This window comes from Prosthecobacter dejongeii, assembly GCF_014203045.1.
In the GTDB taxonomy this organism is placed as follows: Bacteria; Verrucomicrobiota; Verrucomicrobiia; order Verrucomicrobiales; family Verrucomicrobiaceae; genus Prosthecobacter; species Prosthecobacter dejongeii.
Window position 1 is genome coordinate 147,998 of the sequence record NZ_JACHIF010000003.1, and the last position, 13,611, is coordinate 161,608.

The 13,611-nt window shown below is 59.3% G+C and carries 9 protein-coding genes; 7 read left to right on the forward strand and 2 right to left on the reverse strand.

Going from position 1 to position 13,611, the window contains the following annotated elements; all coding sequences use genetic code 11:
• Positions 1–27 precede the first annotated feature (27 nt).
• From HNQ64_RS08555 to HNQ64_RS08585, 7 genes are all read left to right on the forward strand, one after another.
• A complete protein-coding gene (locus HNQ64_RS08555) occupies positions 28–882 on the forward strand; it encodes a sugar phosphate isomerase/epimerase family protein (protein WP_184207516.1) in 855 nt (284 codons plus the stop codon).
• Between the two features lie 28 nt (positions 883–910).
• Positions 911–2,305: a Gfo/Idh/MocA family protein gene (locus HNQ64_RS08560; RefSeq protein ID WP_184207518.1), complete on the forward strand. Its 1,395-nt coding sequence runs from the start codon at positions 911–913 to the stop codon at positions 2,303–2,305.
• 182 nt (positions 2,306–2,487) lie between these two features.
• Complete coding sequence (locus HNQ64_RS08565) at positions 2,488–3,918, forward strand: sulfatase family protein (RefSeq protein ID WP_184207520.1); 1,431 nt, start codon at positions 2,488–2,490, stop codon at positions 3,916–3,918.
• Between the two features lie 40 nt (positions 3,919–3,958).
• Positions 3,959–5,608: a sulfatase family protein gene (locus HNQ64_RS08570; protein ID WP_343075884.1), complete on the forward strand. Its 1,650-nt coding sequence runs from the start codon at positions 3,959–3,961 to the stop codon at positions 5,606–5,608.
• Between the two features lie 19 nt (positions 5,609–5,627).
• Complete coding sequence (locus HNQ64_RS08575) at positions 5,628–7,193, forward strand: sulfatase family protein (RefSeq protein WP_221305393.1); 1,566 nt, start codon at positions 5,628–5,630, stop codon at positions 7,191–7,193.
• Between the two features lie 45 nt (positions 7,194–7,238).
• Positions 7,239–8,759: a sulfatase gene (locus HNQ64_RS08580; RefSeq protein WP_221305394.1), complete on the forward strand. Its 1,521-nt coding sequence runs from the start codon at positions 7,239–7,241 to the stop codon at positions 8,757–8,759.
• 30 nt (positions 8,760–8,789) lie between these two features.
• Complete coding sequence (locus tag HNQ64_RS08585) at positions 8,790–10,778, forward strand: metallophosphoesterase family protein (protein ID WP_184207528.1); 1,989 nt, start codon at positions 8,790–8,792, stop codon at positions 10,776–10,778.
• Here the strand turns inward: HNQ64_RS08585 and thrC are convergent.
• Together thrC and HNQ64_RS08595 are read right to left on the reverse strand one after the other, a co-directional pair.
• Positions 10,775–12,133 carry a threonine synthase gene (gene thrC, locus HNQ64_RS08590; RefSeq protein ID WP_184207530.1) on the reverse strand — a complete coding sequence of 453 codons (1,359 nt, stop codon included), beginning with the start codon at positions 12,131–12,133 and terminating at the stop codon, positions 10,775–10,777. The genes HNQ64_RS08585 and thrC overlap by 4 nt on opposite strands.
• Before the next feature lie 68 nt (positions 12,134–12,201).
• Positions 12,202–13,572, reverse strand: coding sequence for a tetratricopeptide repeat protein (locus HNQ64_RS08595; RefSeq protein WP_184207532.1), 1,371 nt, complete (start codon positions 13,570–13,572; stop codon positions 12,202–12,204).
• Positions 13,573–13,611: the final 39 nt, after the last annotated feature.

Genomic DNA, 13,611 nt, shown 5'->3' on the forward strand with positions numbered 1-13,611 from the left:
CGCTTTTCTAGTCTGCCGTCCCCATTCATGAAAATTGGCTTCAACCTCCTCCTCTGGACCGGTCACGTGACCGATGAAAACTTCCCTGTGATCGAGAAACTCAAGGCTGCCGGCTATGATGGCGTCGAGATCCCGATCTTCGATGTCAGCAATCCGGCCCACTTTGCCCAGATCGGCCGCGTGTTGAAAGACAACGGCCTGGAGGCAACCGCGGTGACCGTGCTGCCGGATGAGGCGCACAACGCCATCAGCTCCGTGGCGGCGAATCGCCAAGGCGCGATTGATCACCTCAAGCGCGTGCTGGAGTGCGCCCACAATGCGGGCGTGCAGACCCTTTGCGGTCCTTATTACCAGGTCCTGGGCCAGTTCAGCGGCAAATATCCGACGGAAGAGGAACTGAACAACGCGGCTGAAGTGCATCGCGCCATTTCGCCTGTGGCTGAGGCCGCTGGTGTGAAGTGCGCCATCGAGGCCCTGAACCGCTTCGAATCCCACCTGCTCAACACGATGGAGCAGGCCTCCAGCTACGTGAAGCGTGTGGATCATGCCAATTTCGGCACGATGTACGACACCTTCCACGCCAACATCGAAGAGAAATGTCCCTTCACGGCCATCGAGACCGTGTTTAATTCCGGCAAACTCAACCACGTGCATATTTCTGAAAATGATCGCGGCACCCCTGGTCGTGGCCACATCAACATCACCGAGCAGATCCAGAAACTGAAGTCTCTGGGTTATGATGGTTGGATGACCATCGAAGCCTTCGGCGGTTCCCTGCCAGACCTCGCTGCGGCCACCCGTGTGTGGCGTGACTTCTTCCCATCTCCAGACCAGGTCTATCTGGAAGGCATCGAAGTCATTCGCAAAGCCTGGAACGCCTAATTTTTCCCGCTGTTAATCTGAACTCACCATGAATACTGAACCTACCCCCACCACACGCCGTGATTTCATCGGCAAAACCACGGCGGCAGCCACTGTCGCCACCGTTGCTAGCAGCGGGCTCACCATCGCCCAGTCGGCCAATGTCGCTGGCAGTGACCGCATCAAGGTCGGCCTCATCGGCACCGGTGGCCGTGGCTCAGGCGCTGCCAACCAGGCGCTGAGCACGAAGCAGGAAGGCGTGGTCCTCCACGCCGTGGCAGATGCCTTCAAGGAAAAGGCTGAAGGTGCCCTGTCCAACCTCCGCACCAAACACGCCGAGAAGGTGGAAGTGGATGACTCCCGCATTTTCTCCGGCCTGGATGGCTACAAAAAGGTCATTGATAGCTGCGACCTCGTCATCCTGACCACCCCTCCCGGCTTCCGCCCGTATCACTTCGAAGCGGCGGTGAATGCTGGCAAGCATGTGTTCATGGAGAAGCCAGTCGCTGTGGATGCCCCAGGCGTGCGCAAGGTGCTGGAGATGGCCAAGATCGCCGACGAGAAAAAACTCAAAGTCGTGGTGGGTCTGCAGCGCCGTTACCAGAACTGCTACCTGGAAGCTCTGAAGCAGGTGAAGGAGCAGAACATCATCGGCGATATCGTCTCCGGCCAGGTTTACTGGAATGGCGGCGGCATCTGGTTCCGTGACAAGCAGCCTAGCCAGTCCGAGCTGATGTACCAGATCAACAACTGGTATTTCTTCACCTGGCTCTGCGGTGACCATATCAATGAGCAGCACATCCATAACATTGACGTGGCCAACTGGTTCATCGGCGGTCACCCCGTGAGTGCCCAGGGCATGGGCGGCCGTGAGCAGCGTGTGGATAAGAAATTCGGCCAGATCTTTGACCATCACTACGTCGAATACACCTATGAGAACGGTGTGCGCATCAACAGCCAGTGCCGTCACCAGTCCGGCGTGTACAATGCCGTGCGTGAAGAGTTCACCGGTACAAAGGGTAAGATCTACCTGGACAACAAGCCGAACTGCTACGCGGTGGACCACAAGGGCAATGTCATCTGGAAGTATCGTCCAGGTTCTGGCGGTGCTGAAGAAGGCGACACGAAGTCCAAGAAGGGCCGTCGCACGGGAGATCCTGATCCGTATCAGACGGAGCATGACATCCTCCAGGCTGCGGTGCGTGACAACACGCCGATCAACAACGCCTACTACGGTGCGGAATCCACGATGACCGCCGTTCTGGGCCGCATGGCCACCTACTCTGGCAAAGAGATCAAGTGGGACGAAGCCTTCAATTCGAAGGTGCAGCACATGCCTGCCATCGTCACCGCTGAGACGGAGCCACCTGCGAAGCCAACGGCAGATGGCGGCTACCCCGTCGCTATCCCGGGTATCAAGGTGGACGGCGTCGAAATCGTCTAACACGGACCTTCTGAAGAACCCCGGTCTGCCCTGGTGCAGGTCGGGGTTTTTTGTGCCCTCGGCAGGGTGGGTAAAGATTCGCCATAACTTTCCATTCTCACGAAAGCTAGGCCTCGCTGGCTCGTTATCCGAAGCTCCATTTTTTGCGGCTGACCGTCGCCGTTAGAACCCCCTTTTTGTTTATGAAACCTCTCCTTGGTCTTTTGGCTTTTTGTCTGGCTCTCGTGGCTGTGCCTCATGCGGCCCATTCGGCCCCGCCTAACGTGGTGTATCTCATCTCAGATGACCACGCGTGGACGGATTATGGATTCATGGGGCATCAACAGATCGAGACGCCGAACTTGGATAAACTCGCAGCCCGCAGCGCGCTCTTCTCCAGGGGTTATGTGCCCACCGCTCTGTGTCGTCCGGCTTTGATGACCTTCGCCAATGGGCTCTATTCTCACCAGCACAAGACCACCGGCAATGACCCCACCCCGCTGCCCTCCATGACGGGCAAAGGCAAGAAGGGAAAAGGCAAAGGCAAGGCCGATGCGGAGCCGGCCGAATACGCGGCCCTGCGTGAGCAACTGATCTCGCATGTGGAGCAGCACCCCACCATCGCAGGCGAGCTGCAAAAGCTGGGATACCTGACCTTTCAATCTGGCAAATGGTGGGAGGGCAGTCCTGCACGCGGGGGCTTCACGGCGGGCATGACCCGTGGTTTCCCCCAGCCGGGCGGTCGTCACGGGGACGACGGTCTGAAGGTGGGCCGTGAGGGGCTGGAGCCTGTGTTTGGCTACATTGACCAAGCGCTCGCCGCGAAGAAACCTTTCTTCCTCTGGTATGCGCCCATGATGCCTCACACCCCGCACACGCCGCCGGATCGGTTGTTCCAAAAATACAAGGCCAAGGGCATCAAGTCAGATCACGTGGCCAGGTATTATGCGATGGTGGAATGGTTCGATGAAACCTGCGGGCAGCTCATCGATAAGATCGAAGAAAAAGGACTCACTGAAAACACCATCTTTGTGTATGTGGCGGACAATGGCTGGATTCAGGACCCCAACAGCCAGGGGTATGCACCTCGGTCAAAGCAGTCGGCCAATGAAGGCGGCACCCGCCAGCCCATCCTGTTTAGCTGGCCGCAGGTGATCCAGCCGGGCAACCGGGGAGAGCAGCTTTGCTCCAGCATCGACATCATGCCCACTGTGCTGGCCGCTGTGGGGGCAGAGATCCCGAAAAGCCTACCTGGGCTGAACCTGCTGCCCGTGCTGAAATCTGGCGAGCCGACCCCGCGCAAGGAAGTCTTTGGCGAAACCTTTGCTCACGATGTGGTGAGCATTGAGAAACCCGAAGAGACACTGCTTTATCGCTGGGTGGTGGATGGCAAATGGAAGCTGCTGCTGACCTACGATGGCAAACTGGACCGCTATGCCAGCAGCCACCCACGCACGGAAAAGCGCCCGCAGCTTTTTGATCTGCTGGCAGACCCGCATGAGGATGTGAACCTAGCCGCGCAGAACCCTGAGGTGGTGCAGCGCCTGGCGGATAAACTCCAGGCCTGGTGGCCCGTGACGGAGCGGCAGGTGCTGACGAAGTGGACCGATGAGCCGGGTGTCTGGCGCGAGTGAAATGGCACCTGCTTTGGGCTAACAAACTTTGATCCATCTCGTGAAACGCTTCCTCCTTCTTCTTTCCCTGCTGGTGTCTTGGCAGGCTGCTGCTGCGGCTCCAGCCAAGCCTAACATTCTGTTTGTCTTTGCCGACGACTGGGGTCGCTATGCCAGCATTTACGCGGAGGTGAATGGCAAAGGTGGGATCAATGATGCGGTGCGCACGCCGCACTTTGACAAGATCGCGAAGAAGGGCGTGCTCTTCCGCCATGCGCATGTGAATGCGCCTTCCTGCACGCCCTGCCGCAGTTCACTGCTTTCAGGGCAGTATTTCTGGCGCACAGGCCGGGGGGCGATCTTGCGCGGGGCAGTCTGGGATGAGAAGATTCCCGCTTACCCGCTGCTGCTGCGAGATGCAGGCTACCACATCGGCAAGAGTCACAAAGTCTGGGGGCCAGGCACTCCCTCAGATGCGCCTTATGGGGGCCAGCGTTATGCCTTTCAAAAAGCCGGAGGGAAGTTTAACAACTTCTCGGAAAACGTCACGGAAGCCGTCGCTGCGGGCAAACCGCTGGCGGCTGCCAAGCAGGCGCTGTACGATGAAGTGCGGGGCAATTTCCAAGACTTCCTCCAGGCGAATGACGGCCAAAAACCCTTCTGCTACTGGTTCGGCCCCACGAACGTGCACCGCACCTGGATCAAGGGCAGCGGCAAGGCCCTGTGGAATCTGGACCCCGAAGCACTGAAGGGAAAGATGCCACCTTACCTGCCGGACGTGCCGGAGGTGCGCGAAGACCTGACCGATTATTTCGGGGAGGTGGCAGCGCTGGATCAGGGCATCGGTGTGTTGCTGGATGAACTGGAGAAATCCGGTCAAATGGACAACACCCTCATTGTCATCAGCGGGGACCACGGCGCACCGGGTTTCCCCCACGGCAAATGCAATCTTTATGGCTTCGGCACGGGCGTCAGTCTTTCCATCACTGGACCTGGCGTGCAAGGCGGGCGTGTGGTGGATGACTTTGTGAATCTGACGGATCTCGCCCCCACCTTTCTGGAGGCGGCGGGGCTACCGATCCCTGAGGTGATGACCGGGCGCAGCCTGTGGCCGATTTTGAAGTCTAACCAACAAGGTTGGGTAGATGCCTCACGCACCTGGGTGGTGACGGGACGTGAGCGGCATGTGGAGAGTGCGCGGGCAGATTTCAGCCCTTACCCGCAGCGCGCCCTGCACACGGCAGAGCACCTTTTCATTATCAACTTCCGCCCAGACCGCTGGCCCCTGGGAGATCCCTACCGCCTGGATGGCACGGATGAACCGACCGCACAGGAGATCACCGAAGTCACGCGCACCACGCATCCGGATGATGATGCAGGCCCCACCAAAGCCTGGCTGGTGGGCGTGAGAAACACCGCCCAGTGGAAGTCCCACTACGAATGGGTCTATGGCAAGCGGCCCAAGTATGAGCTGTATGACCTGAAGAAAGACCCGCATGAAACCAATAACGTGGCCGAGGATCCCGCCTACGCGGAGGTGAAGACACGGCTGGAAAAACAACTCATGGATGAACTGAGCCGGACCGGCGATCCGCGCTTGATCAATGAGGGGGCCTATTATGAAAACCCACCCCTGGCTGGGCCTGTGACAGAGCCCGCTGAAGGCAAAAAGAAGGGCCGGGGCAAAAAGGGGATGCCCGCCAGCGAATAACTCCCAAATCCCAATGATGATGAAGCGCATTCTTGTTCTGCTCGGCTCGTTGAATCTCCTCTTGCTGACTGCGACAGCGGAGGAAAAACGGCCTAACATTTTATTTGCCATCGCGGATGACTGGGGTGCGCATGCGGGTGTTTATGGCACCCCCTGGGTGAAGACCCCGGGGTTTGATCGCATCGCCAAAGAAGGGCTGCTTTTTAAACATGCCTACACCCCCGTGGCAAAGTGCGCGCCCTCACGGGCCATCGTGCTCACGGGACGCCATGCCTGGCAGAATGAGGAGGCGGGAAACCACATGGCCTATTTCCCGGCCAAGTTGAAAAGCTGGCCGGAAGTCCTGACTGAAAAGGGCTGGCACATGGGCATCACCGGCAAAGGCTGGGGACCCGGCAGCGCCCAAAATGCGGCTGGCAAGCCCCGCCAGATCACGGGCAAGCCCTTCAATAAACGCAAGGCTCAGGGGCTGACGGAGGAGATCGCGAACAACGATTATGCTTCCAACTTTGTGGACTTCCTAGAGGCTGCCCCCAAGGAAGGGCCCTGGTGCTTTTGGTACGGTTCCACCGAACCTCATCGCGGTTACGAGTTCCAGTCAGGCGTCAAGAAAGGCGGCAAGAAGCTCACAGACATTGACCGCGTGCCCGCCTACTGGCCAGATACCGAAACAGTGCGCCATGACATGCTGGATTACGCCCTGGAAGTGGAGCACACGGATCAGCACCTAGTGCGCATGATCGCCGAGCTGGAAAAGCGCGGGCAACTGGACAACACGCTCATCATTGTGACCAGTGATCACGGCATGCCTTTCCCGCGCGGGAAGGGGTATGCTTACTCGGCCTCGAACCATGTGCCACTCGCCATCCGCTGGCCAGGTGGGGTGAAAAATCCGGGCCGGGTGATCGAGGACTTTGTCAACTTTACCGACATCGCCGCCACGTTGCTGGATGTGGCTGGCATTGCCGAAAAAGACAGCGGCATGATGCCCATCACCGGGCGCAGTTGGCGGGAGATCTGGGAGAGTGAAAAGGCTGGGCAGGTCATCGCCTCCCGTGACCACACGCTCATCGGCAAAGAACGCACGGATGTGGGGCGGCCCCAGGATCAAGGGTACCCCATCCGTGGCATCGTCACTGAGGACACGCTGTATCTGAAGAACTATGAGCCCACCCGCTGGCCGGCGGGGAATCCTGAAACGGGTTACCTGGATACGGATGGTGGACCGACCAAATCGCTCATCCTGGAGATGGGGCGCAAGGACCGGAAAGATAAGTTCTGGCAGTTGAACTTCGGCCTTCGTCCGGGAGAAGAGCTCTATGATCTGAGCGTGGACTCCGACTGCGTGCATAACCTCGCAGGTGAGTCTGTGCATGTGGAGCGCATCCGTTCCTTGCAGGAGCGTTTGACCACGGAGCTGAAGGCGCAGGGAGATCCCCGCATGTTTGGCCAGGGCAAAGTCTTCGATGAATATCCGGTGACGAGTGGCACTGGCTTTTATGAAAAGTGGATGCGCGGTGAAAAGCCGAAAGCGAACTGGGTGAATGAGACGGACTTTGAAAAAGCGCCGCTGACCGCGCCCTGATTCACACGGTCATCCACACTTCTTTCGGCTCTTTTTTGCATGATTATGAAACAGGCTTTTTTCTTCCTGGCCGCTCTGGCCTTCACGCTTTCCCCTCAGATCCAGGCTGCGGGGAAGCCTAACGTACTGTTCATCGCGATTGATGATCAGAATGACTGGATTGGCCACATGGGAGGGCATCCTTTGGCGAAGACGCCGAACATGGACAAACTGGCGGCACGCGGAACGACGTTTCTCAATGCGCACTGCAATGCCCCACTGTGCAATCCTTCAAGAACGAGCTTGCTGTTAGGTCTGCGCTCCACCACCACGGGCATTTATGGCCTGTCACCCTGGTTTCGCACCCTGCCGCGGTGGAAGGATCGGGTGACGCTGCCCAAGCACTTTGAGGCGAATGGTTATCGCACCCTAGCGACGGGGAAGATCTACCACGGCGGCACCGGTGGCGGTGCAGGGAAGGGCAAGAATAAAGCCAAAGCCAAGAGCGACAGTGCCGATGAATTTCAGGTCACGGCTCCTTACGGTGGGGTGGGGACGAAGCCGCCTGCGAAGCTCATCCCCCCGACGCCGATGGGGAACAATCCCCTCATGGACTGGGGCGTCTGGCCGCTGGACAATGATGATACCTCCAAGGGAGACTACCAGGTGGCGAGCTGGACGGTGGAGCAGATCAAAAAAGCGCCCAAGGACCAGCCGTTTTTCTTAGCGGCAGGTTTCTTTCTTCCCCACGTTCCTTGTTATGCCACGCAGAAGTGGTTCGACCTGTATCCAGATGATGACAGCGTCTTGCCCAAGGTGCTAGAGGATGATCGGCAGGATACACCGCGCTTTTCCTGGTACATGCATTGGAACCTACCTGAGCCCCGACTGAAATGGGTGAAGGAAAACAACCAATGGCGGAATCTGGTGCGCAGCTACCTGGCCTGCACCAGCTTTGTGGATGCGCAGATCGGCCGCTTGATGACCGCACTGGATGAGGCAGGCATCGCCGACAATACCATCATCGTTCTGTGGGGAGACCACGGCTGGCACCTGGGAGAAAAAGCCATCACAGGAAAAAACTCGCTGTGGGATGAGGGCACGCGCGTGCCGCTGATCTTTGCCGGACCTGGGGTGAAGCCGGGGCAGCGCTGCACGCAGCCTGCGGAGCTGCTGGACATTTATCCCACCCTGCTGGAGCTGGCGGGGCTGCCCGCGAGGACAGACATCGAGGGCCTGAGCCTGATGCCGCAGTTGCAGAAAGCTGACACAAAGCGCGAGCGCCCCGCCATCACCAGCCACAACCAGGGGAACCACGGCATCCGCAGTGAGCGTTGGCGCTACATCCGGTATGCCGATGGCAGTGAAGAACTCTACGACATGCTGAATGACCCTGAAGGCTGGAAGAATCTAGCGGCAGCGCCAGAGCATGCGGCGGTGATTGCCGACCATAAAAAGTGGCTGCCGAAAATAGATGTGCCTCCTGCGCCTAACAGTGCCAGCCGCGTGCTGACCTATGACCCCACCACGGATGAAGCCGTGTGGGAAGGGGAGGTGGTGAAGCGTAGCACCCCTATCCCTGAGTGATGGCGTGAGTCCTTTGAATAACCAACTTTGATGAAAAAGAAACCTTCCTCCGTCACCCGTCGTGATGCGCTGAAACTGACGGCTGCGGGCCTGAGCTCTCTGGCTTTTCCGCCCGCGTCCGTGTCAGCCCAGGATTCCGCGCTCCCCTTCGGCACCCAGTTTCCAGAGCTGGACTCTCTCGCCACCGGGGAGTGGTGGGTGGCAAAAACGAAGATGCCAGGCAAGGGGAAAGCCAAAGGCGGCGGCGCTAGCAAGCCCCCCTCCATGGATGTGCCGCGTGAGGACGTGGTGGCTTTTGCCCTCTACACTTATCAAGCCGGGGTGCTGAAGATGACCGCGCAGTTGTTTCCTCTCAAGCCCGGTGAGGTGCGCGAAGCTCGACTGGAAGTGCAGCGCGATGGCGCTTGGAAAGAGGTCGCCAAAGCAGAGGTGCTGTATCCAGGATGGGACGTGCATTTCCGGGTGGAGGGGTGGGATGCCAGCGTCTCGGTGCCCTATCGTGTGCGCCATGGTGAGCGGGCGATGTTTGAGGGCCTCATCCGCAGAGATCCGGTGGACCAGGAAGAGATCGTCATCGCCAACATGTCATGCAATTCCAGCCGCACGACCGGGCTGAGGCCGGAGATCATTGACAATCTGAAATCGCAAAATCCAGACGTGCTTTTCTTTGCTGGAGATCAGACGTATCGGCACACCGAGCACACCGCTGGCTGGATCGAGTTCGGCCTTCAGTTCCGCGAGATCATGCGGGATCGTCCCACCATCTGCATTCCCGATGATCACGACGTGGGACATCCGAATCTGTGGGGTGAAAATGGCAAACTCTCCACCCTGCCTGGCAATGCCGACGGCGGCTACATGTACCCTGTGGAGTATGTGAACCAGGTGCAGCGCCAGCAGTCCTGGCACCTGCCAGATTCGCCCGACCCCGCGCCCGTGGAGCGCGGCATCACCGTCTATTTCACGCGGATGACCGTGGGCGGTGTGGACATGGCCATTTTAGAAGACCGGAAGTTTAAGAGCGGCCCCGCCGGCAAGATCCCCCAGATGGGTCCCCGCCCAGACCACATCAATGACCCCAGCTATGACCCGAAGACCATTGATCTTCCCGGCCTGCAACTGCTGGGCGAGCGGCAGGAAAAGTTCCTGCGTGACTGGGGGCAGGACTGGACTGGCGCAGCGATGAAGGCCGTGCTTTCGCAGACGGCTTTCTGCGGGGCTGTGCACATGCATGGGAAGGAAAAGGATCGCCTGCTGGCGGACCTGGATTGCAACGGCTGGCCCCAGACCCCGCGCGACCGCGCGCTGGAGGAAATCCGCCGGGCCTGGGCGGTGCATCTGTGTGGGGACCAGCACCTGGCCGTCATGGTCAAACAGGGCATCAAGGAATTTGGCGATGGCCCCTATGCCTTCACCAGTCCGGCGCTGGTGAATACCATCTATGGCCGCTGGTGGCATCCGCTGGATGAGAAGCCAGGGCCGAACCCCATCCCTGGCAGCCCTCTGCCCTGGACCGGAGATTTTAAAGATGGACTGGGCAACCGCATCAGCATGATGGCCTATGCGAATCCACCCGACATCCAGGATGAAAAGCAGCGTGCCGATGGTTATGGCCTGGTGCGGTTTAACAAAAAGCATCGTCAAATCACCTTCGAGTGCTGGCCCCGTTTTGCCGATGTGAAAAAGGACCCGCAGGGGCAGTTTCCCGGCTGGCCGATCACCGTGGACATGCAGGCCAATGATGGCCGTAAGGTGGCTGGCTATCTCCCAGAGTTGGTCTTTGAGGGCGCGGCAGATCCCGTGGTGCAGGTCATCGAAGACAGCACCGGAGACCTGCTCTACACCGTGCGTGTCAGCGGCAGCCGCTTCCAGCCCCGCGTTTATGCCCTGGGCACCCACACCGTGAAGGTGGGGCGTGACCGCCCCGATGCGCACACCTTGGCCTCCCTCCAGCCCACGCCTAGCGCAGAGGCCGCAGGTCAGCGCGTCCTCCACGGGGCAGGGGGAAAGGGGAATTAAAGCGCCAGCTTTTCCCGGATGAAGGCTTTCACTGCCTGAGCGGTGGCCTCCAGGGGATGCGTTTCCAGCGGCTTCTCCTTCAAGGTTTCTAGGCTGGGGTGCAGCGGTTCACGGCCCGTGGCCTGCTGCACCACTTCAGGGAACTTGGCCGGGCTGGCCGTGCTGAGCACCACACTCACGCGATCTGGAGCCATGTCCGTGAAGGCGCAGGCGGTGTGGGGATCCACCACATACTGGTAGTCCTGCCACACCTGGCCGATCACTCGCTCGATGGTGGCATCATCCATGCGGGAGGCCCGCAGGCTGGACTGCGTTTTCGGCAGCGTCACCCGGTCCCCATTCTTCATGCGCAGCATGATCTCGCGCACGCGGTTCTGGTCCTTCCCCAACATGAAATAAAGGTAACGCTCAAAGTTAGACGCCGCCTGGATGTCCATGCTCGGGGCAAAGCTGGGAGCCACCTCTCCCTGACGATATTCGCCCGTTTCAAAGAAGCGATACAAGATATCGTTCTGGTTCGTGGCCACGCGGAAGCTGCCGCAAGGAAGCCCCATCTGCTGCGCCAGCCACCCAGCCAGCACGTTGCCAAAGTTCCCCGTGGGCACCACGAACTCCGCCGTGGCGCGTGCTTCAGCGGGAAGTTTCAGCGAGGCCCAGATGTAATACACGCACTGGGCCAGCACGCGGGCGATGTTGATGCTGTTGACGGCGGAAAGGTTCACCTCGGAGATGAAGGCCGCATCGCCAAAACATTCCTTCACCACGCGCTGCGCATCGTCAAAGGTCCCCGGCACCGGGATGGCAAACACATTGCTAGCACCCGTGCAGGCCATCTGGCGCTCCTGCAGCGGCGCCACACGACCTGTGGGATAGAGAATGAAAATCTCGATGCCCTCCTGGCCCATGCAGCCATGAATGGCCGCGCTGCCCGTATCGCCTGAGGTGGCACCCAAGACGGCTAGGCGCTGCCCTTTCAGCTTCACCTGCCGTTTGTAAAGCAGCCCCAGAAGCTGGAGGGCGAAGTCCTTGAAGGCCAGCGTGGGCCCATGCCACAGCTCCAGCACGTAGGTCTGGTCCGAGAGCTTTCTTAGCGGGGCGACATCGGGCGAATCAAAGCGGGAGTACGCTTCCTTCGTCAGCGCGCGCCATTCCTCCGCTGGGATCTCGGGAGCGAAAATCTGGAAAAACTCGGCGGCCAGTTCCGGGTAGGAAAGCCCCGCCCAGCCAGCCAGCTTGCCAGAAAGGTCCGGCAGCTTCTCAGGCAAAAACAGTCCCCCATCCGTAGCCAGACCGGCTTCGACGGCTTCAGTGAAGGAATGGGGACGGGTCTGCCCGCGGGTGGAGATATAAAACATGGTTGTCCCCCGAAAATGCCTAGCAACGCACGTAACTCAAGCCCGGAGGCAGGGAAAGCCACGCCAGGTCATTCCGTCGTCGCCAGGGGCTGGGCCAGTTCATCCAGAGCTTTCACCGCTTTTCCTGAGTGCAGCGGGTGAAAGCGGGGGTTCAAACTCAAGGCACGTGCGAGCAGTTTTTTCGCCCCTGGACGATCTTTGAGCGCTGTGGCGATGAGACCTGCATGATAATAGATTTCAGCATCGGGGGTGCCTGCACGGAGGGCGATTTCGATGACTTTCCGGGCGCGCAAAAATTCCCCCTTATGGTAAAGGGCCCAGGCCAGCGTATCGGCCTCATACACATTTTGAGTCTGGGCATGTTCTTCGGCAAAGGTCAGGGCCTTCTCCAGCTCGCGATCATGGTCGGCATAGAAACGGGCCATCTGGGTGTGATCATGGATGCCTTGTTTCGCGTTCGAGAGGTGCAGCTTTTCCACCCGCTGGAAGAAAGCCTCCGCCTCCTGTTTCCGCCCGCGAAGGAGGTGCAGATCCCCCATGCCGACGAGCGCTTCGTGGTTCTCTTCCTGCGTTAAGACGGCCTGGTAGGCGGCTGTGGCCCCGGCTTCATCATCCATGGCCACCTTGATTTTACCCTGCATCAAAAGCAGCGGCGCATGATCGGGTGTTTCACGCAGGGCCTTTTCCACGGCCTGAGCTGCGGGTAAAAGTGCACCTTCGTGGAAGAGCATCATGGCGAGTCGGGTGTGACACCACGCGGTGTTCTCTGCATGGGGACCACCTGCGTCAATGGCCTGCTGCATGAGCCAGCGCGCCTTTCTGGAATCTCCACTCAGCCAGACCAGGTAGGCTCCACGGCTGTAGGCGGATAAATCAGGCCGCGCATCCATCATGGCCTGATAACTTTCATAGGCCCGTTCAAAGTCGCCCAACTCCACCGCTGCATCCCCGATGATGCCATGAGAAATGGGGTGTGTGGGGTCCACCTCCAGCGCCAGCTTGGCCCAGCGCACGCTTTCCTTGAAATCATGCCGACCGCCATAGACCCACGCCAGCCCATTCAGCGCCTCGGTATTCTGGGGTTCGATTTGCCATGCTTTTTGGTAGGCCTTTTCAGCCTGGGCATACCAGACGGGGGCCTGGGTTTCCCTTTGTTTCTGGACCAGGGCATCGCCTAGCTGGATCCATGAAGCAGCCTGCTGCGGGCGCTTCAGCGTCATTTGCTCCGCCTCGACCAGCAGGCGATCCGTCTTCGATTTTGGGCCGGCCGGGGCCAGCATTTCCATCACCGTCTTCGCCTCCATGGCCACCGCTGGAGCGGGCTGATCCCCGGCGACTTTCGCCGGGGCCACTGGGTTCATGATGGACCACGTGATCAGGCCCACCGCCGTCACAGAAGCCAAAAGCACCAGAGAGGTGGGATAAGGAGGCTCGTTCATGAGAAATCTAGATAAAAAGGCCGGAAAAAAAAGGCGCGG

Excerpts from the sequence above, each read along its gene's own strand:
- HNQ64_RS08555 (WP_184207516.1), top strand. The coding sequence starts at position 28 with ATGAAAATTGGCTTCAACCTCCTCCTCTGGACCGGTCACGTGACCGAT.
- HNQ64_RS08560 (WP_184207518.1), top strand. The coding sequence starts at position 911 with ATGAATACTGAACCTACCCCCACCACACGCCGTGATTTCATCGGCAAA.
- HNQ64_RS08565 (WP_184207520.1), top strand. The coding sequence starts at position 2,488 with ATGAAACCTCTCCTTGGTCTTTTGGCTTTTTGTCTGGCTCTCGTGGCT.
- thrC (WP_184207530.1), bottom strand. The coding sequence starts at position 12,133 with ATGTTTTATATCTCCACCCGCGGGCAGACCCGTCCCCATTCCTTCACT.
- HNQ64_RS08585 (WP_184207528.1), top strand. The coding sequence starts at position 8,790 with ATGAAAAAGAAACCTTCCTCCGTCACCCGTCGTGATGCGCTGAAACTG.
- HNQ64_RS08580 (WP_221305394.1), top strand. The coding sequence starts at position 7,239 with ATGAAACAGGCTTTTTTCTTCCTGGCCGCTCTGGCCTTCACGCTTTCC.
- HNQ64_RS08595 (WP_184207532.1), bottom strand. The coding sequence starts at position 13,572 with ATGAACGAGCCTCCTTATCCCACCTCTCTGGTGCTTTTGGCTTCTGTG.
- HNQ64_RS08575 (WP_221305393.1), top strand. The coding sequence starts at position 5,628 with ATGAAGCGCATTCTTGTTCTGCTCGGCTCGTTGAATCTCCTCTTGCTG.